The organism is Chondromyces crocatus, from assembly GCF_001189295.1.
Lineage (GTDB): Bacteria > Myxococcota_A > Polyangia > Polyangiales > Polyangiaceae > Chondromyces > Chondromyces crocatus.
The window spans coordinates 3,532,213-3,550,124 of record NZ_CP012159.1 but is presented as its reverse complement, the minus strand read 5'-3'; the positions used below and the strand labels follow the sequence as shown (position 1 = coordinate 3,550,124).

Annotated in this window: 17 protein-coding genes; 10 read left to right on the top strand and 7 right to left on the bottom strand. The window is 66.8% G+C overall.

The window, feature by feature from the left end; all coding sequences use genetic code 11:
• Position 1 precedes the first annotated feature (1 nt).
• The 3 genes from CMC5_RS13255 to CMC5_RS13245 form a co-directional block, all read right to left on the bottom strand.
• A complete protein-coding gene (locus tag CMC5_RS13255) occupies positions 2-637 on the bottom strand; it encodes a glutathione S-transferase family protein (protein ID WP_050430752.1) in 636 nt (211 codons plus the stop codon).
• Between the two features lie 90 nt (positions 638-727).
• Complete coding sequence (locus CMC5_RS13250) at positions 728-1,762, bottom strand: hypothetical protein (protein ID WP_050430751.1); 1,035 nt, start codon at positions 1,760-1,762, stop codon at positions 728-730.
• 395 nt (positions 1,763-2,157) lie between these two features.
• Positions 2,158-2,571 carry a putative adhesin gene (locus CMC5_RS13245; protein ID WP_050430750.1) on the bottom strand — a complete coding sequence of 138 codons (414 nt, stop codon included), beginning with the start codon at positions 2,569-2,571 and terminating at the stop codon, positions 2,158-2,160.
• 413 nt (positions 2,572-2,984) lie between these two features.
• On the opposite strand from CMC5_RS13245, the gene CMC5_RS44420 reads away from it, so the two are divergent.
• The 7 genes from CMC5_RS44420 to CMC5_RS13205 all read left to right on the top strand — a co-directional run bounded on the left by CMC5_RS44420 (position 2,985) and on the right by CMC5_RS13205 (position 9,144).
• Positions 2,985-3,563: a hypothetical protein gene (locus tag CMC5_RS44420; protein WP_156338544.1), complete on the top strand. Its 579-nt coding sequence runs from the start codon at positions 2,985-2,987 to the stop codon at positions 3,561-3,563.
• A gap of 356 nt (positions 3,564-3,919) precedes the next feature.
• A complete protein-coding gene (locus tag CMC5_RS13230; protein ID WP_050435877.1) occupies positions 3,920-5,803 on the top strand; it encodes a type VI secretion system Vgr family protein in 1,884 nt (627 codons plus the stop codon).
• Between the two features lie 13 nt (positions 5,804-5,816).
• Positions 5,817-6,767, top strand: coding sequence for an AAA family ATPase (locus CMC5_RS13225; protein WP_050430747.1), 951 nt, complete (start codon positions 5,817-5,819; stop codon positions 6,765-6,767).
• An 8-nt stretch (positions 6,768-6,775) separates the two neighbouring features.
• A complete protein-coding gene (locus CMC5_RS13220; protein ID WP_050430746.1) occupies positions 6,776-7,198 on the top strand; it encodes a DcrB-related protein in 423 nt (140 codons plus the stop codon).
• The gene (locus CMC5_RS13215) at positions 7,195-7,617 is read left to right on the top strand and encodes a DcrB-related protein (RefSeq protein ID WP_050430745.1); all 423 of its coding nucleotides are present in this window, start codon (positions 7,195-7,197) and stop codon (positions 7,615-7,617) included. Before CMC5_RS13220 ends, CMC5_RS13215 begins: the two co-directional genes overlap by 4 nt.
• Positions 7,618-7,654: 37 nt before the next feature.
• Positions 7,655-8,827, top strand: a complete 1,173-nt coding sequence (locus tag CMC5_RS46905; RefSeq protein ID WP_050430744.1) for a PAAR domain-containing protein — start codon at positions 7,655-7,657, stop codon at positions 8,825-8,827.
• Positions 8,824-9,144 carry a hypothetical protein gene (locus tag CMC5_RS13205; protein WP_050430743.1) on the top strand — a complete coding sequence of 107 codons (321 nt, stop codon included), beginning with the start codon at positions 8,824-8,826 and terminating at the stop codon, positions 9,142-9,144. The genes CMC5_RS46905 and CMC5_RS13205 overlap by 4 nt, the downstream gene beginning before the upstream one ends.
• Positions 9,145-9,201: 57 nt before the next feature.
• On the opposite strand, the gene CMC5_RS13200 is transcribed toward CMC5_RS13205, so the two are convergent.
• The 3 genes from CMC5_RS13200 to CMC5_RS13190 all read right to left on the bottom strand — a co-directional run bounded on the left by CMC5_RS13200 (position 9,202) and on the right by CMC5_RS13190 (position 13,682).
• Positions 9,202-11,601 (bottom strand): DUF2169 family type VI secretion system accessory protein, encoded by a 2,400-nt coding sequence (locus CMC5_RS13200; RefSeq protein ID WP_082362450.1) that lies wholly within the window; start codon positions 11,599-11,601, stop codon positions 9,202-9,204.
• A 72-nt stretch (positions 11,602-11,673) separates the two neighbouring features.
• The gene (locus CMC5_RS42460; RefSeq protein ID WP_050430741.1) at positions 11,674-12,789 is read right to left on the bottom strand and encodes an N-acetylmuramidase domain-containing protein; all 1,116 of its coding nucleotides are present in this window, start codon (positions 12,787-12,789) and stop codon (positions 11,674-11,676) included.
• A 248-nt stretch (positions 12,790-13,037) separates the two neighbouring features.
• Positions 13,038-13,682, bottom strand: a complete 645-nt coding sequence (locus tag CMC5_RS13190; RefSeq protein ID WP_050430740.1) for a glutathione S-transferase N-terminal domain-containing protein — start codon at positions 13,680-13,682, stop codon at positions 13,038-13,040.
• 138 nt (positions 13,683-13,820) lie between these two features.
• Between CMC5_RS13190 and CMC5_RS13185 the strand changes: the two genes are divergently transcribed.
• Positions 13,821-14,723, top strand: coding sequence for a helix-turn-helix transcriptional regulator (locus CMC5_RS13185; RefSeq protein WP_169796529.1), 903 nt, complete (start codon positions 13,821-13,823; stop codon positions 14,721-14,723).
• An 87-nt stretch (positions 14,724-14,810) separates the two neighbouring features.
• The gene (locus tag CMC5_RS13180; RefSeq protein ID WP_050430738.1) at positions 14,811-16,028 is read left to right on the top strand and encodes an FAD-dependent monooxygenase; all 1,218 of its coding nucleotides are present in this window, start codon (positions 14,811-14,813) and stop codon (positions 16,026-16,028) included.
• A 22-nt stretch (positions 16,029-16,050) separates the two neighbouring features.
• Here the strand turns inward: CMC5_RS13180 and CMC5_RS13175 are convergent, their stop codons facing one another.
• On the bottom strand, positions 16,051-16,446 hold the full coding sequence (locus CMC5_RS13175) for a VOC family protein (protein WP_050435876.1): 396 nt from the start codon (positions 16,444-16,446) through the stop codon (positions 16,051-16,053).
• A gap of 131 nt (positions 16,447-16,577) precedes the next feature.
• On the opposite strand from CMC5_RS13175, the gene CMC5_RS13170 reads away from it, so the two are divergent.
• Positions 16,578-17,846: a hypothetical protein gene (locus CMC5_RS13170; RefSeq protein ID WP_050430737.1), complete on the top strand. Its 1,269-nt coding sequence runs from the start codon at positions 16,578-16,580 to the stop codon at positions 17,844-17,846.
• Positions 17,847-17,912: the final 66 nt, after the last annotated feature.

The following is a 17,912-nucleotide window of genomic DNA, read 5'->3' as shown; positions in this document are numbered from 1 at the left end:
CTCAAACCTTCGGGACGGCCATCCCGCGCTGCACGGCGGGACGTGACCCCACGTTCTCCAGCCAGCGACGAACGGCAGGCTTCGCAGCGACGCTTTCGCCCAGGAACTCTCCCAGGAAGGTGCTGGCATTCGCCGCCCAGGGATAGACCGCGATGTCGGCGATCGAATAGTCGTCTCCCGCAAGGTACGTGTTGCTGGCGAGTCGCCGCTCCATGACCCCGAGGAGGCGATCGGCTTCCTCGCTGTAGCGCTTGATCGCGGTCGGAATCTTCTCCTTCGAGAAGACGCCGAAGAATCCGAGCTGCCCGAACATCGGCCCCAGGCCGCCGATCTGCCAGTGCAACCACGCCAGCGTCTCGTAGCGCGCGGGACCGGATGCAGGCAGGAAGCGGCCCGTCTTCTCGGCCAGGTAGGTCAGGATCGCGCCACTCTCGAACAGGGCCACCTTCCCACCGTCGCCGTCGTCGTCGACGAGAGCGGGGATCTTGTTGTTGGGCGAGACGGCCAGGAATGCTGGATCGAACTGCTCTCCCTTGGAGATGTCGATCACCTTGGTCTCATAGGGGAGGCCCAGCTCTTCGAGCAGGATCGAGACCTTGCGTCCGTTGGGGGTGGTGAACGTGTAGAGGGTGATCATCACGCCATCCTGTTCCAGTCTCCCACCGAGCGCCAGGGCCGGCCGAGGGGGGGAGACAAGGCGCGCCGGCCCTCAGGAAGGAGGCGACGCTCAGGGGATGGCGACGCCGCACTCGTACCAGGCGACGGTATACAGGTTGTATTCCGGCCACACCGGCTCGAAAGTGAAGCTCCCGCCAAAGGTGGCGCGCGACCACCCCTCGGAACCCGCGGGGTTCTCGTACAACGACCCCGCCTCGACCGACGTCGCGCAGTCCATGCACCCGCCACTCCGGATGTCGTCCTCGTTCGGGATGGTGAAGCCCGGGTTCACCAGCTCGCAGTGATCCTGCCCGTGTCCTGCGTAGTCGCCGATCTGGTGGAACACCCCATCCAGCGCCTCCCCCAGGAAGATCTTGTACCGGGTGGGCGAGCAGAGGGCGACGCCGACGTACAAGCCGTACCCCTGGTCGAAGCGCACGTAGCGCTCACCGGTGCAGGGCGTGCTCACGCCGGTGTCGACGAAGCTGGCGGGCGTCCAGTCCACGCCAGGTGAAGGCGGCTGCGACCCACCGCAGGTGTCGCCAGCAGCCGGGAAGCTCACCCCGCACGAGAGCCAGTCCACCGTGTACAGGTTGTACTCGGGCCACAGCGGCTCGAACGTGAACCCCTCACCGAAGACGCCGCGGGAGTACCCCTGCGTCCCGACGGGGTTCGCATACCAGCTCGAATCGGCCGACGTGGCACAGTCCACGCAGCCGCCGCTCTGGATGTCATCTTCGTCAGGGAGGGTGAACGTCGGATTGACCAGCTCGCAGTGGTCCTGGCCGTGACCCGCGTAGTCCCCGATCTGGTAGAAGACGCCCCCCTCGGACTCCCCGAGGTAGAGCTTGTAGCGGTCCTCGGCGCAGAGAACGACGCCGACGTACTTCTGGTACGTGGCGTTGTACGAGACGTAGCGGGCGCCGTCGCACGAGGAAGCGTCGAAGGTCTCGAAACAAGCACGCGTCCAGCCCGACGGCGCCGACGCCACCGGGTCGCTGTCGGCGTCGACGCCGCCCCCCCCGCTCACCACCGGCTGACAGGCCGCGAGCAACGCACACGCCGAGGCAGCCAGCGCCCAGCCCCACGCCCGCTCCTTTCGCATCCTTCTCGTCATCGTTCGTCTCCCACGTCGTTGAAGCCATCAACCGGCGGCTCGCCCAGTCCAGGAAACGACCCGCACGCCCTTCGACATCACCCCGGGGCCCGCATACCGCACCGCGTCATGACCGGCGGTGTGGGCCGTGAAAGCGTGGATGAGACATAGGCGGCTTCAGCGGCTCGGACCAGTCCTTTCGCCACGGGCTGCCATGTCTCACGCCCGTCATGACCGCGCTTGAACTACCTGGTCAGAGCGACGTCGACAAGGACAGCATTCGGCAACAGATGATTACGGATTCACGGCCGCGGTGATGGTCGGCGGTGTCGGTACGCGAGGACTCGGCTTCCGTCAGGCATGCGCCCGTGGAGACCCGTCACCCGAAAGGACGGGGCGCCTGTTCATGACGCCTCGGTACAGGCCACCCAGTAAATGGTGCCAGGACTGCCGGAAAGCTGCGTGAAGAGCTCTGACAGCATGAGGGGGCTGGAGTAATTGTATCCATCCAGGCTGATGGCCGGGTTGCTGGAGCTGAACGCGCCGACCTTGAAGATGCCCGAGTTCCGCGTGAGTTCTGGATACTTCCAGCAGGCGTAATCATTCAGCGTATCCCCTGCCTGGTACGTGTGCTTGACCCGACTCTGGACCCAGCCCTCGTCACCCGAGAGCAGGTGGTTGTAAATGGGCCATGCATCCTCGTTGTAAAGAATGCGGTTGTCTTCCTCGAAGAAGACCACCGAGAACCCTGCAGGAACGGTGACCTGCCCAGGCTGGGTGTACCTCCCACCGTGACCAGAGACGATGTATCCCGCCATTGTCGAAATCTCCCCGTGGTGGCATCGCGGTGACATGGACGAGCCAGCGCCTCGCCCGCGGGAGAGGCGTCCCCGTCTGTGTCTTTCATGAAGTCCCCGAAAGCAGCAGTGTCAAGGAACGCAATGAACAGGCCGTTCAATTCATCGTCGTCATTTCGTCCGCGTTGTTCGGGCCGCGATGCAATCTTCGCGCGCGCATCCACCCTGCTGTACGAGCCTGATGGGCTGCTTCGGACTGGCATGCATTCATCGATGGAGCCCTCGGGACGACCGTCCACCTCCCTGGCCCTCATCGCGTCCGCAGCGTCCTCAAAGTGGTTTTCCGCTTCCTGAACGGGGGGCTCGACGTGAACGCTCCACGGAAGGCGCTCAGACGAATTTAGACGGCAATCAGCGCGTCATCCGCACATCGGGTGGATGACGAGGCAGAGCATCACCAGCTCCGGGGACCCAGCCCGACCTCGGTCGCCATCGCTTGGGCGACCACCTCCTGCGCGCTCGCGAGCAACCGTTCGACGAGCTTCTCCGCTGAACGGCTCGACTCCGGCATCCCTCGGCCATCCCGAGGGTTGACACAGGCCACCGCGCGGCGCATCACTGTGCCCCAGAACACCATGGCATACGGTACCATCAAAGAAGTCACCAGCGACATTGCCGAACGCGAATACGGCATTGCCAGAACCATCAAAACGACGGCCGTGACCTCGTGCATGATCATCGTCTGCCCGGTCGGCACGAAGCTGCTGGGCATCCATCTCTCGATCTTCGGTGAGACGGACATTTTCGGACCGGCTGACGCCGACAGAGTGCAAGAGATCTTGCGCCAGCACGGAGCCGACCTGTCCAAGGTCCACATCTTCGGAGAACTCGATTTCTGGGGCGGTGAAATCGCCGGGTACGATCGGTTGATGGAGGTCCTGGGACATCCCGGGACTCACCGCCAGCATCAGAGGAGCGGCACCCTCACGATCACCGCCGCCGACCTCACCTGAGCCAGTCGACGCTCGCACGCCCCCTCCGGGGGACCCGGCAGCGAACGATGCGCCTCGCTCCCTGAAGGATGCGGTCGTCGAGACGGCGCTGGTGAGCAGCCATCGCCGAGACGTCTTCCTCGACACCTCTCGCGAAGCGTACCACCAGCGTCCGACATCACGACCGACGCCCATCGCGCAGCGCATCATCACCTCCCCAGCGCATCCTTCCGGCTCCATCATCTCTGCGCAGGGAAGACAGCATCAATTCCGCGACGCGGCCCGCGGCGATGTCTACCGGCGCCTTCTCGGTCTGGGATACAGTCTGCTCCGACGGCGTCCGACTCACGCCTCCCTTCGCCACCGGAGCCAGCAGCATGAGCAGCTACAATCTCGCGGTCAACGTTGCCTCGGGCGACATCCTCGACATCCGAGAGTTCACCGTCCACGAGAAGATGTCGTCGCTCTTCGACGTCACCCTCACGGCGCTCTGCGAGAACCCGAGCGTGGATTTCGACGCCATCCTGGGTCAACCCGCTCGGTTCATGCTCTTCAGCGGCATCGAGGGGACGCACCAGCGGACCTGGACGGGCATCTGCAACGAATTCTCGCAGATCGCCGTCGAGGAAGAGGGAGCCTCCACCTACCGGCTGAACATCGTTCCCGACCTCTGGTACCTGACCCAGCGCCGCAACTACCGGATGTTCCAGCAGATCTCGGAGCCAGACATCGTGCTCGAACTCCTCGCGGAGTGGGAGATCGAGCCGGAGCTCAAGATCGACAAGGGGGCCTACAAGAAGCGCAAGTACCGCGTCCAGTATGCCGAGTCGGACTACGCCTTCATGTGCCGGATGCTCGAAGACGCCGGCATCACCTTCTACTTTGCGCAGATGGGCGACGAGACGCGCCTGGTGCTCTCCGACGCCCCCCACGTGGCCGAGGCACGCCCCCCCATCGCGTTCCGCGACAACCCCATGGTCGCCGACCACGAGCACGTCACCCATGTGCGCGTCGGCCAGAAGGTGAGGCCAGGCCGCTACACGCTGCGGGACCACGACTACCGACGCCCATCGGCCTACAAACTCGGCGCCAGCGCCGCCGCCTCTCGCGTGAGCATCGAGGACAAGCTCGAGCGGTTCCACTACACGCCTGGCGCCTTCCTGTTCAACGCGGACCGGGGCGAGGACACGGCATCTGCAGACGACAAGGGGAAGACCCGGACCGACGAGGGCGAGGGCGCCAAGATCGCCCAGAAGCGCCTGGAGGCCAAGCAGGGCAGCGGCAGCATCGTCTCCTTCGAGACGAATGCCCACGACCTCGCGCCGGGGGTCGTGACGAGCTTTCTGGACCATCCACGCGCTGATCTCGAGCCGGGTCAGATGCTCCTCGTCGCGGAGTCGACCCTCTCCGGGACCCCGAACGGAGAATGGACCCATCATTGCGAAGCACGGCGGACCAGGACCCCCTACCGGCCGGCCCTCGTGACGCCTCGGCCGAAGGTGATCGGTGTCGAGAGCGCCACCGTGGTAGGACCGGCTGGAGAAGAGATCCACGTCGACGAGTTCGGGCGGGTGCGGGTCCACTTCCACTGGGACCGCGAGAGCCAGATGAATGACAGCAGCTCCTGCTGGATTCACGTGAGCCAGCCCTGGGGCGGAGCCGGCTTCGGCGGCATGAACATCCCCCGCGTCGGGCAGGAGGTCATCGTCGATTTCCTCGGCGGCGATCCCGACCGTCCCGTCATCGTGGGGCGCGTGTTCACGAACCTCCAGAAGGTGCCGTACAAGCTACCCGCCAACAAGACCCAGAGCGGCTGGAAGAGCAACTCCACGGGCAACACGGGGGGCTACAACGAGCTGATGTTCGAGGACTCGGCGGGCAAGGAGCTCGTCCGCGTGCAGGCAGAGCGGGACATGAACACGCTGGTCAAGAACGACGCCACCACCACGATTCGCCACGACCGCAAGACGTTCGTTCTGAATGACGATCTCGAAGTGGTCACGGGCTTCCAGACCCAGGTGGTCGGCAAGGACCGGCTCGTCGCCGTTCTCGAGAACCAGACCCACTCCATTACCAAGAACGTCATTCAGCAAGCGGTCGAGGGATTCGCCTACCACAAATCGAAGGACGTCACGTTCATCGAGAGCGATGCGCGCATCATCCTGAAGGTGGGCGACAGGTCGACGATCGATATCGGGCCTGACGGCATCATCATCCAGTCCCCCCGCGTCGACATCAACCCGGACGAAGGCCAGAGCTAGGCGCGCACACGCAATGAAGATCAAGCGAATCACCACGAACGGTTTTCGTGGCTTGCCCGACAAGACGTTCGATTTCACGGCCGATCGCACCGGCGTCCCCGGCGACCTCGTCATCATCACCGGACCTCCAGGGAGTGGCAAGACGAGCCTGCTGGAGGCGATCATCGCCTCCAAAGAGGACATCGGCCCGTACGGATTGAAGCGCTCGACAGGTTCCGTCGTTCGCAGCGGCGAGGCCGCCGCGAAGGTGCGTATCGACTGGCAACTGTCGGCCGACGAGCGCATGCGAACAGGCGCGGGAAGCACCGACCTGTCGAGTGAGTCGATCCTCTCCTCGAGCATTTTCTCCTCGATCGATCACGAGCCTGCTCTCGTGGGCCTGCTTGGCGAGTACGACGCCGCTCCGAGCGTCAGCAAGGTGGAGTACTTCCACGCAAGTCGCCGGATCCCTCGTGGCGGGGTGCCCAGCATGTCCACGATTGGCGTCCCTGGCACCGAACGCTTCGCGCGGCTCACGCGGGACGACGCCAAATATGCGCTCCTCCTCCGGTACGTCGTGGAGGTGAACCTGGGACTGCACGACGTGAGCGGTCAGCGCGGTATGGAGCGACTGGAGGAGGCCTTCGCCAGCTTGTGTCGCACCCGCACCCTCGCTGGCATCGAGCGGACGCCACAGGCGCTGGTTCCTCGCTTCGCTGACGGGCGCGGCGGCATCGTGGGTCCGGACGAGCTTTCGGACAGCGAAAAGCAGGCGCTGATCTTCGCGGTGACCTTCCTGCGCGCTGGGATTCAGGGCTCTCTCGTCCTCATCGACACGCCGGAGCTGCACCTCCCTGAGCCGGACGTCGGAGCCTTCGTCACGGCGCTCGGGCGCCTTGGTGCTGACAACCAGCTCGTCGTGGCGACCGGCTCGCCGGGAGTCATTGCCAGGAACCCGGATGCGGTGGTCATTCCCCTGGGATGAGGTGAGACGTGCGCACGTACCATACCGATGAGCTGATCTTCGACATGCCGGACGAGTGGGCCGACAAGTCCATGAACATCTTCGTCAGCTCGGCCGGCGAGCGTATCCCCTTCAATATCGTGATCACCCGCGACTCGCTCAAGGGCGAGGAGTTCGGGCCCTTCGTGCTTCAGCGGCTCAGGGAGATCGCAAAGAAGCTCGGCAAGCTCCGTGTCCTCGGGCAGCGGGAGCGCATGGTGGGGCCTCTTCGCGGGCGCGAAGCGCGCATGCAGTGGCCTGTGCAGGGGGGCACCATGTACCAGCACCAAGTCTATGTTGCCTACTACGGCGAGGTTTTGACCTTCACCGCGTCGAGCATCATCAAACTCGCGACGCAGTGCGACGCTTACCTCGAGCAGATCCTCTCCAACATCAAATTCCGGAAGCAATGAGCGATTACATCATCGACGAGGCGAGCATCTCGCTCCCGAGCGGCTGGTTCGATCGCTCCTTGAACGTCCTCGGGCCCGAGCCCACACAGGACGAATTCAAGGTGCTCATCTCCCGCAATGAGCAAAACGGTCGCTCCCTCGACAGCTTCGTCGATCAGCAGGTGAAGGACCTCTCGCAGCGTTTGCCCTGGTTCGAGATTCAGCGCAGGGGTGAGCGCACCGTCGCCGGGGCGCGGGCGCTCGAAGTTTGCTCGACCTTCCGCGATGGCAAGGCGGAGATGTTCCAGCATCAGGTCATCCTCGCCGCCCGGGGGCGGTTCATCACCATCACTGCTGCCAGCCTGAAACGCGTCGACGAGGCATGCTCGAAGACGCTCGAACAGCTCCTCGCCACCGCCCGTTTTCAGACCGACCGCTGACGAGATGTCCTGAGGCGCAAGGAAAAGGAGGATCGCCATGGCCACCCCGAGTGCCGCGCGTGTCGGAGACCCGATCGAGCACAGCCACGAGCTTCTGGGCGCGCTCGCCGGCATCGCCGTCGGCCTCGTCGTCGGTGCCATTGTCGCCGCGACGATCATCGCGACGGCGGGCACCGGGATCCTGCTGGTCGCTGCAGTCTTCGGAGCGCTCTCGGCCGTGTGTACAGGTGCAGCAGCAGGCTTCAGCCTGGGAAAGCTACTCAAACATCTGCCAGGTGCGGAATCGGGCGTCATAGGTGAAGGCGCCCGCTCCGTTTTCATCGGCGAAGGCCTCCCGCCTGCCGCCCGTGCTCTCGACAAGCTCGCCTGCGGCGACCCACCGGCCACGAAATTCGGCTGGGCGTTGCTCGGCGCCGTGCTGCTTGGGCCCGTTGTCGGCACCATCGTGGGCATGACCTACGGGACCCTCAACAGCGCGCACGCCGGAGCGCAGGTCGCCATGGGCAGCGAGACCGTCTACATCGAGCAGCTCAATGCTGCTCGTGTGAAAGACGAGACTTCATGCGGCGGCAAGATCATCAGAGGCAGCGCGACCGTCGGCATCGGCGGACCCCAGATGACGCTGATCGAGCCACAGCCCGAAGTCCCGGAGTGGCTCGAAGACTTGATGGAGGATGTCGACAAGGCCGGCGTGTATTTCGGTCTCCTCTCCGGCTTCGGTGGACTCCGCGTTCTTTTCACGAAAGGCGCCAGCATCAGGGGGCCGCTCAAGGATTTCGCCTTCGCCGCTGGCGATTATGCGCTCTTTGAACTCCAAGGATGGGCGGACGACCGATTCGGAGAAGACTCGGCCATCACCCAAACCATCGCGTGGGGCCGGACAGGTTACGAAGTTTACGGCATGCGTCGAACCTACCGCCAGAACAGGGCGAGTATGGGTGCCGCAGGGGCAAGCAGCCCTACCAGAGCGGCGACTCCCCCGAGCGCGCCTACGCCTCCCAGAGCACCGACTCCCCCGAGCGCGCCTACGCCTCCCAGAGCACCGACAGCCGCGGCGCCCACAGCCCCCACGGCCCCCAGACCCGTCCCTCAGGGTGGCCAGACCATCGCGGAGCGCGCGGCAGCGGGTGGTAGACCACCGCCGTATGCCCAGCAGAACCCTGGAAACTACTACTTCGATCCGAGCAGCGGGAGGTACAAGAGGCGATGAATCCGACGACCTATGAAGGAGCCTTCGCCGAGCTACCGCCGCCCGGCTACCACGTGATCTCCCGCCTTGAACCGGCTGGTGCAGCGCCCCTGTCCATCGACGTGATCAAGCTCCCCGTGCTCGAACGTCGTGGCCGCGAGCTGGTCTGCGAGTACGAAAACCTCACGGATGACATCCATGACGAACTCGCTGTGGCCTTGATCATCGACGTCATCCTCGGTGAGTTCACCGACCACTACTATCGTGACCAGGTCGACACGATCTCTTTCATCAATCAGCAGACGCTGACGCGACGAACGATGCCCTACCCTCGATGAACGCGCCGGAACGCTCGGCTCTCCCGTGAATGCGAGCGGACCTCCCCGGAGCGGCCGCTAGCGTCGCCCCGGCATGTTGATGAGCCGCCCGAGCGCCAGCGCGATGAGGGCCAGCGGGTTCGTCTCGTACTCGTCCTGCTGCCCACGTGCCTCAGCGATGAGCACGGCACGGAACCTCTGAAACAGCGGCAGCTTCGCCTCCAGCGGCTCGGGCAGGTAGCACGGGATCGGTGTCTGCGAGCCCTCGACCGCCAGGGCAGCACGTATCCGCTTCTCTCCAAGCAGCGTGCGCTTCTGGTAGCGGCGCTGTTCGAGCAGGATGCGATCCACATTCGCGAGGATGGATCGGTTGGATGGAGCAAGCGCCTCGCGCAGCCGTCCCGTCATGCTCTCTGCAGCGTAGATGGTGCACCTCCAGTCCGAGGCCACCAGCTCGTTCGCCGCGTCGAGCACTTCGCTCAACCGCTTGTCCGCACCAGCGAGCGGCGAGAGCACCGCGATCGTCGCCTTGAGCACGTCCACCTCGTGAAAGAAGAGCTGGAGTTCCCCCGCGACCACCACCAGCGGCGGGGCCATGGCCCCCTCCTCGTCGATCGCTTCGATCATCGCCCGCATGATGCCCTCCGCATCTGCCGACGGCACCCGACCGAGCACGCGCAGCACGTCACGCCGATCCCGGTCCTGCTGCGGCTCGAGTTCGTCGTCCAGCGACAACCAGGACCCCTGACCAACGGGCTCACGTACCTCGGACGCAAAGCTCGCCTGCGCGCGCAACCGACGCGGCGCTGTCACATCGAACCACAGCAGATCGACGTAATGCCCTGCTCCTGGCGCCCTCGGCTCTCTCCGGGGCGCACTCACCGGGCTCCCTGAGCTCGTCGGACTCGTCGAGGCCACCTCCAGGGCTGCCTGGGAGCCGTAGGTAGCCGCCATGGCCGCGACGTCGGACGCGGAGGCCGCGGACGACACCGCAGGAGGCGAGGGTGCCATGTTCTCCGAGACCGCTCGCTGCCCGAACGATACCCGCGCAACCGGCGGCTCTGGTACGGCGATGGCCGGCGGGATGACGACAGCAGGCGCCACGGCAGCCTGTGGCCAGGGCGTCGCGCCCGAAGGCTTCCCCATCAGCGCAGATGCCCCGCTGCTCTCGAACATCTGACCGTAGACGAGCGACGGCCGCGGCGTGGCAGGCGGCGCCTCGGGGCTGGCAGCTTGCGCGGAGAATGGCAGGCCCCCCAGGCCCCCGTTCCCTGCAAGGGGTGCAAAAGGTGGAGCTTGCGTCTGACCCATGGCCGACGAGGGGAATGGCCGATGTCCCTTCTCCTTGGTCGGTCCTGCGTCACCCGCCCCCTGCCGCACGAAGGGCATGACCAGCGGAGGGAGGTCGCCGCCCCCGAGAACGGTATGTGCCTGATTGAACGACTGGCTCACGGGCGCTGCCGGCCCGCTCCCTTCCGCATCGCCCTGCTTCCCTCGCTGCCCGGTGCCACGCGGTTCCTCCAACCCCACCGTGATTCGCCCAGCCTCCTGAGGATGCGCGAGGCTGATTCGCCCCCTCCAGACCATGGAGCACACACAGCGCTCCGTATCGATCCACAGCGTATCGGCCACCAGCGCGATCTCCTCACGCCTGCCCGCGGCTCGCTCGGCCATCGCGCGGGGCCTCACGCCAGGGAGCTGCGTCGAGAGCTGCGCGTGCTCCACATGGAGGTTCTCGAGCACGATCCGCTCGTCGTCCCGCAGCTCACGCACTTGCTGATCACCGGGCGCGACATTGAAGAAGCTCGCGTCGAACCCCTCGGGCAGCGGCCGCTCGAACCAGCGCCCCGGATCCCAGCTCCCGTAATGCGCCCGGATCCTCTCGGCACGCGTCGGCCAGCTCGGCGCAATCGGCCCGTACCCCACGGGCGCCAGCGGCTCACCCCGTCGCCCGACGGACTGTCCCGGAAGCTGCAGGCTCGGCAGCAGGATCCGACCATAGGGATCGGGCGGCCCGTCGGCGCGAACCCCGACCGGATTCCACGTTCCAGGCCCACCGGCTGCGCGCTCGTAGCGAAGCGACGCCCGCACGACCTGCGCCCCTTCTACCAGTGCCCCCTCGGGCGACCAGCTCCGCTCTCCGAACACCTCGATCGACTTGTCGACCTCCCCGACCCTCATCCGCACCATGAACGACGCCACGGGTGTCCGGTTCGGCGCGAACCCTTGACCCACCAGCACGACATCCGCGCAGGGCTTGTAGGGCACCAGATCGCCCGGCATGTACACGCTGCGCACCGGGTCGTCGTCCCAGTGGTTGTCATCCTCGTTGAGTCCCTCCTGCTCGGAAGCAAGCGGAGACACCCCTGGCAGCAGGGCGTACGTCACCTTGCACGCAACCGCGAGGCTCCACGTGCCGTGTACCGAAGGCCAGCGCCGGGAGGCGACACGAACGGGACCAGTCGAGACGACGTCCATTGGACACGAGCCTACCAAATCCCCCGGACAGGTGCGCCTCGCTTCACCAGCGGCGCACGCCCGGTCCGCGCCTCAGCGGCTGTACCGCCGGTAAGCGTCCGCCATCTTCGTATGGTAGTTGTTGCTCGCGTAATCGGGGCCATTGTACCCCTCGGCGAAAGCCGCCCAGTTCTTCGTCTTGAGGTGACGAAGAAGCCCCCGGCTCCGGCAGAACCCGATGAACGCGCGCATGTGCTGCGCCTCGGAGATGTACATGTCCTCCACGAAGCTGCGGACACTGCGCCATCCGCACATCGCGTGGTTCTCTCCCAGCACCTGGAACATGCCCCACGAGGCGCTCTTCACCGCAGCCTCCGGAGCGAGTGCGAAGGCCTCCCGGATCACCTGCCACTGATTCTTCCGGTAGCTCTCCCTCCGCCGCGGGCTTTTGTAAGGCGCCGACAGGTGGGGGTGGCTCTGATCGTAGCGCTGCCCCGTGTGCTTCCGAAATTTGTGCACCTCGAAGAGGATCTTCGGTCGCTTCTGATCGTCGAAACCGCTTCGCCCCCCCGACTCCACCTCCGCGACCGCGCGCACTGCCGCCGTCTCGCAGGCGAGCTCACGGGCCGCGTTCGAGAAATCGGCAAGAACGAGCTTCAGCCCCTGCCCCTGGGTGGGCAACACCCAGGTGCCGCTCGGTGACGTGATCGGCGCATCCGCGCGGGGCGCCGCCTCCGTCCCTTGCGGCCGCGTCGCCGAGGGCTGGGGCGCGGTGACGCTCGTGCCACTCCCACCCCCCCCGCTCCCGCCCGACGCTCCCCCTCCCCCGGCACGCCCACCCGAGCTCCCTCCGGCACGCCCACCCGAGTTCCCTCCGCCACGCGCAGAAGGCACCCGGATGTTCTGTCCGACGGAGAGCCTGTTCGGGTTCGAGATCTGCGGATTGGCCGACATGATCTGGCCAACGGTCGTCCCGTTGTCGGAGGCGATCTTGCTGAGCGTGTCACCAGGCCGGACCGTGTACGTCGTGGCAGACTGCGCAGCGCGCACCGGCGCCGACGCTCTCGCAGGAACCGCGAGGCGCTGACCGGGCAAGATCCTGTTGGGATCGGAGATGGAAGGGTTGTCCCGCAAGAGAGACGCCACCGTGGTGCCATGTCGACCCGCGATGGCGCCGAGCGTGTCCCCAGGCTGAACGACATAGCTCATTGCGCCTTCCAGGATAACTGGAAGCCCGGACGCCGCTCAACGGTGCAAGTCTCGCCGGATCCCACCGACGCGCCGATGCCCTCTTCGCCCTGCCATGGCACAGCGCGCCATGCACGCCTGGGCCGCCCAGCGAACGTGGGCCCTTCCATCGCCAGGCATCCAGCCACCCCTCGTTGCCGTCGACGTCTTGCCCCACTTTCCTCGGATCGAGCAGCGACACCCCGGCCACGAGATTGCCGCAAGCGCGCTCAGCTATCGAAGCGATACGCTGTTTGCTGAATGGAGGGTCGCGACGCGAACGCTCGACAGAACGCATTCAGTCGACCGTAGACGGCAATCGGCACGACATCCCGGAATTCGAGGTGGCTGATGAGGCAGAACATCGTCACCTCCAGGTAACTGAGCCCCCGCTCCCGAGGAAGCGCCGCGAGGACGCCCTCCACGTTGTCGTCCAGCCACGACAGCGTATGGGTCAGGCTCTTCTCCATCTTGACCTGGTGGGAGTTGCCCTCACCTCGCCCTGCCAGCCTCGACAGGATCAGCGTCACCTCGGTCGTCATCGCTTGTGCGACCAGCTCCTGCGCGTTCGCGAGCAACGGCTCGACGAGCTGCTCCGGCCAGACGACCTGCGGCCCGACGCGCGACATCCGCGAAAGCTCACGGCAGATGTTGAGCGCCCCGAACCACACACCGCGGGCCGTCCGGAGCGACGGCAGCTTGAGCGCGGGGTTACCGCCGTAGTCCTCTGGATCGAGCGACATCAGATCGCGCACCACCTGGAACGCATGCTCCACCCCTGTCTCCGAGGCGAAGACCCGCGTGACGCGCGTGAAGTGCGAACTCGAACGGCCAACGAGGACGGGCTTCGCGAGATCTTCGGCAGCAACCGACATGTTCTCTTCTCCGGTCTGGAGCCCCTGCTTCCCGCGACCCTAGACCGCTGCGCACACCGTCGACAACCCGTGACCGCAAATGCACGCCGCAGACGACACGAAAGTCCGGCCCCCCCGGTCCATGCGATGCTCGACGACATGCCTCGCATGCCGCAGCGCCCCCCTCCCCGGATCATCACGCTGGATGATCTCGGGACTGGAGGTCTGCCCCTGCGGGTCACGCTCATCCCGGCGCGACCGGCCCCTCGGCTGCCCGGGCCGCTGATCTCGACCTTCGTCATGGTCTTCGTGCTGACGGCAGGGCGGGGACGAGGACGCCACCTCGAGGAAGTCGAGCTCGACGCCGGGGACATCCACGTCGTCCCTGCCGGCGTGGAACACCAGCCCCTCGATGTCAGCGATCTGCGAGGGTGGATGGTCGCCTTCGACCCGACGCTGCTGACCTCTTCGGGTCGGCTGCCAGGGCCACCACCACGCCGGGCCGTCGGAAAGGACGTGCCGGTGCGCAGCCTCTTCCTGCGGGGCCTCCTCCGGCTGCGACCCGCGCAGCCCCGACGGCAACGCATCGAGCGCACGGTGGCCGAGCTGGAGGCCGAGCTGCGAGAACGCCACTGGGGCGCGGAGAATGCCGCGCTCGCCTTGTTCACCCTCCTGACCACGGAGTTCATGCGCGAGATGCAGGAGAACGCGTCCATGGCGCCGATCCTGCTCAGCGGGCTCGCACAGGATGCCCTCACCTTCATCGAGGCACACTGCCTGGAACCCCTCTCGCTGCAAGACGTCGCCGCGGCGATGGGTCGCACGCCTTCGCACCTGGCCAACATCATGCGCCGCGAGACCGGGCTGACGGTCGGGGACTGGCTCCGCGTCCACCGCATGGCCGAGGCCCGACGCCGCTTGCTGGAGACGGACGCGAGCATCGAGAGCATCGCGGACCAGGTGGGCTACGCCGACGTCACCCACTTCATCCGCACCGTCCGGCGCACCTATGGCATGACCCCGCGGGCCTTCCGCGCACGCCGCCGCCACGAGGACGTGTGACGGGCTCTCCAGCCGACCCCAATCCAGGCCGATTTCCGCCCCAACCCGCGCTCTGTCACGCTGGCCGCGGCTCGCTACGTTCACGGTATGACAGCGCGATCAGCAGGGAACGGGCGCCGCGTCTTGATCGTCGGGCTCGGGATCAGTGGCCTCGCCACGGCCGTGCGGCTGCATCGCATCGGCTGGCAGCCGGTGATCGTCGAGCGGGCACCAGCGCGCCGCAAAGGCGGCTACTTCATCGCCCTCTTCGGCACGGGCCAGGCATCCGCCGAGCGGCTCGGGCTGCTCGACGCCATGAGCAGCCGCCAGCACCCCCGCGGCGTGACCTACGAAGTCGACCGGGCCGATCGTCGCGGCCATGGCCTGAGCTTCGCCGACCTCCCCGGCGGGCCGCGCGTGCTGCTGCGGGGCGACGTCGAGAACGCCTTGTTCGACGCGCTGCCCGAGGAGGTGGAGATCCGCTTCTCGACGGTGCCCCTGGGCATGGAGCTGCGGGATCACGGCGTCGAGGTCACGATGCTCCACACCCCGACCGGCGCCACCGTGACCGAGCACTTCGACCTCCTGGTGGGCGCCGACGGCATGCGATCCACCGTCCGCAAGCTCGTCTTCGGTCCGCACGAGGACTTCCTCTACCCGCTGAATTACATGGTCGGGGCGTGTGTCATGAGCCGACCCGTCACGGGGTACGTACCGCACGACGGGCTGGTCATGGCCGAGGCGGGGAGGTCAGCGTGGGTGTTCCCATTCGCGAACCACAACCCCGCCGTCCTGTTCTCCTACCGCGTGACCGACACCGACGCGCAGTTCCGCCGCGCGCCCATCGAGTCCCTGCGCAGGGCGTACGGACCGGAGGCGCCAGGACCCGTGCTGAACCAGCTCCTCGACGAGTTCGCCGCCGCGGAGGAGTCCCTGTTCGACTCGGTCGACCAGGTGCGCATGGATCGCTGGCACCAGGGTCGGATCGTGCTGGTCGGCGACGCCGCGTGGAGCTTGACGCTGTACTCGGGGATGGGCGCCTCGACCGGGATGGCAGGGAGCGAACTCCTGGGCCACCTGCTGGAGCAGTACCCGGACGACGTGGAGCGCGCGCTCGCCACCTGGGAGGCAAAGCTACGCCCGTACATCACGCGCTTGCAGGCAGATGCGCTGATGTCGAGGGCCTTCTTCACGCCGTCGGGAGAAGCGCAGCGCATCCTGCGCGCGGCAATCCTCCGCCTGGCTCGCTCGCCCCTCTCGCGCCAGCTCATGGCCTGGCTGACCGGCGCAAACCAGCTCAAGACGGTCGACATCGCCGCCCTGTAGATCGACCGTCAGACGCTACCCCTCACGCAGGCTCGCCGCCCTCCGCAGCCCGCGCGAACGCCAGCACGTGCCCATCCACATCGAGGCTGTACGCCACCTCATGCCCCCACGACCGCAGCGACAGCGGGCTCAGCTCCCGGGCCCCGCACGCCAGCGCGCGCGCGTGGTACGACCCCGGCGCATCGACCAGCAGGTACAGCTCCGCGCGCCCCGGCCCCCGCACCTGCGCGGGCTCGATCGGCGGACCGAGCAGCCGCGCGATCGAGCGCTCCGGCATCAACCCGAGCACCGCACCCTCACCGAGCTGAAACTCGGTCATCCCAGGCACGTCGAGCCGCGGCGCGCGCCCGAGCACCTGCGCGTAGAAGGCTCCGCTGGCCGCCTGATCCTGCACGAAGAAGATGAGATGCGCTTGCACCCCTTCCCCTTGCGCACACCGCGACCGGGCCGCAAGCGCTCCTGCGCGTGCTCGTTCCACGCCATCGTCCCGGCGACCTGCGCGACCCCCCTCGCTTGCGAGGCCAGCGAGAACCATGCATCGTCGCCCGCATGCGTCTCCGTGCCTGGATGGTGGCCACCACCCTCACGACCGCGGCTTGCGACCCGACCTGCACGCCCGGATCCTCCTCCCGGGGTGGGGACACGACCGCGGGCGCTGCCTACATCGCCACGACCCGAGGGGTCACCGTCCTCGAACACGGCACGGTCAACGAACCCGCCGACCTCGCCAGCGTCCTGACGGGCATGGCCCTCACGTCCGACGGCACCCTCTACCTGGGCGCCTACGACCCCCTCCGCCTGCGAAACGGCCGCGTGACGACACTCCCCGAGCTGTGGGACGGCGTCGCGCTGGCCCCGGACGGCAAGGTCTGGCTGGCGACCGGCTCGACCGTGACCCTCCTCCACCGCGACACGGTGTCCAAGATCCCGACCCCCGAGAGAGCGCGCGCCATCGCCATCCCGAGGAGCGGCGAGGTCTTCGTCATCGGGGCCCACGACCTCTACCGACTCGATGGCCAGACCTGGACCAAGGACGACGCCCTGGCCCGCGTCCTCGGCCCTGGCAGGCCCCTCAAGGACCTTCTCGCCGGTCCCAGCGGCGAACTCTACGTCATCGCCTTCGACGGCATCCTCCGGCGTGACACCACCGGCAGCTGGCACCCCCTCCCCATCGGCGCCCAGATGCTCACCTACGGGCAGGTCTCGTCGAAGGGCCTCTTCCCCCTGACGACGCGCACCGGCCTGCACCTCGTCGACGAAAACGGCACCGTACGACAGCTCGACGTCCCCCTCTCACCAGCGAGCGTCAGCGCCATCGCCATCGACGACGCCGACCGACTCTGGCTCGGCGCCGTGAGCGGCCTCCACATCCTCTCCGCCGACGGCAAGCCACTCCAGCACTGGCCCGCCGGCTCCCTCCCTGGTCGCGCCGAGCGCATCGCCATCCACCGAGAAGGCCCCATACTCCCGGAGACCCCCCCTGCTCCCGTCCTCGGCTCGGTCACGGGCACCGTCCTCCTCGGCGGAAAACCCCTCGCCCACGCCAAGGTCGAGCTCTGCACCGATGGAGCCTACGGCGACGACCTGTGCGGCCGCGCCGGCGCCCCCCTCGTCGCCACCACCGACGCCGCTGGCGCGTTCACCCTGAGCCAGGTCCCCCGCGACCGCTACGCCTTCTTCACCTACGAGCGTGACGGCAAGCAGGAGTTCGCCCCGTCGCGATGGATCGCCACCGCCGCTGCGAAGCGAGGCCGAGCCTGCTGCGACACCCTCACGACGGACGCCACCTGGGACCTCGGTACCATCGAGATCCCCTGAGCCCAGCGCCCGCACCCCACGCGCGGCATCGCCCACCGCGCAAACGCCTCACGGGACAACGCCGCC

Excerpts from the sequence above, each read along its gene's own strand:
- CMC5_RS13245 (WP_050430750.1), bottom strand. The coding sequence starts at position 2,571 with ATGGCGGGATACATCGTCTCTGGTCACGGTGGGAGGTACACCCAGCCT.
- CMC5_RS13230 (WP_050435877.1), top strand. The coding sequence starts at position 3,920 with ATGAGCAGCTACAATCTCGCGGTCAACGTTGCCTCGGGCGACATCCTC.
- CMC5_RS13225 (WP_050430747.1), top strand. The coding sequence starts at position 5,817 with ATGAAGATCAAGCGAATCACCACGAACGGTTTTCGTGGCTTGCCCGAC.
- CMC5_RS13255 (WP_050430752.1), bottom strand. The coding sequence starts at position 637 with ATGATCACCCTCTACACGTTCACCACCCCCAACGGACGCAAGGTCTCG.
- CMC5_RS13205 (WP_050430743.1), top strand. The coding sequence starts at position 8,824 with ATGAATCCGACGACCTATGAAGGAGCCTTCGCCGAGCTACCGCCGCCC.
- CMC5_RS13200 (WP_082362450.1), bottom strand. The coding sequence starts at position 11,601 with ATGGACGTCGTCTCGACTGGTCCCGTTCGTGTCGCCTCCCGGCGCTGG.
- CMC5_RS42460 (WP_050430741.1), bottom strand. The coding sequence starts at position 12,789 with ATGAGCTATGTCGTTCAGCCTGGGGACACGCTCGGCGCCATCGCGGGT.
- CMC5_RS13170 (WP_050430737.1), top strand. The coding sequence starts at position 16,578 with ATGCGTCTCCGTGCCTGGATGGTGGCCACCACCCTCACGACCGCGGCT.
- CMC5_RS46905 (WP_050430744.1), top strand. The coding sequence starts at position 7,655 with ATGGCCACCCCGAGTGCCGCGCGTGTCGGAGACCCGATCGAGCACAGC.
- CMC5_RS13250 (WP_050430751.1), bottom strand. The coding sequence starts at position 1,762 with ATGCGAAAGGAGCGGGCGTGGGGCTGGGCGCTGGCTGCCTCGGCGTGT.
- CMC5_RS13180 (WP_050430738.1), top strand. The coding sequence starts at position 14,811 with ATGACAGCGCGATCAGCAGGGAACGGGCGCCGCGTCTTGATCGTCGGG.
- CMC5_RS13190 (WP_050430740.1), bottom strand. The coding sequence starts at position 13,682 with ATGTCGGTTGCTGCCGAAGATCTCGCGAAGCCCGTCCTCGTTGGCCGT.
- CMC5_RS13185 (WP_169796529.1), top strand. The coding sequence starts at position 13,821 with ATGCCTCGCATGCCGCAGCGCCCCCCTCCCCGGATCATCACGCTGGAT.
- CMC5_RS13215 (WP_050430745.1), top strand. The coding sequence starts at position 7,195 with ATGAGCGATTACATCATCGACGAGGCGAGCATCTCGCTCCCGAGCGGC.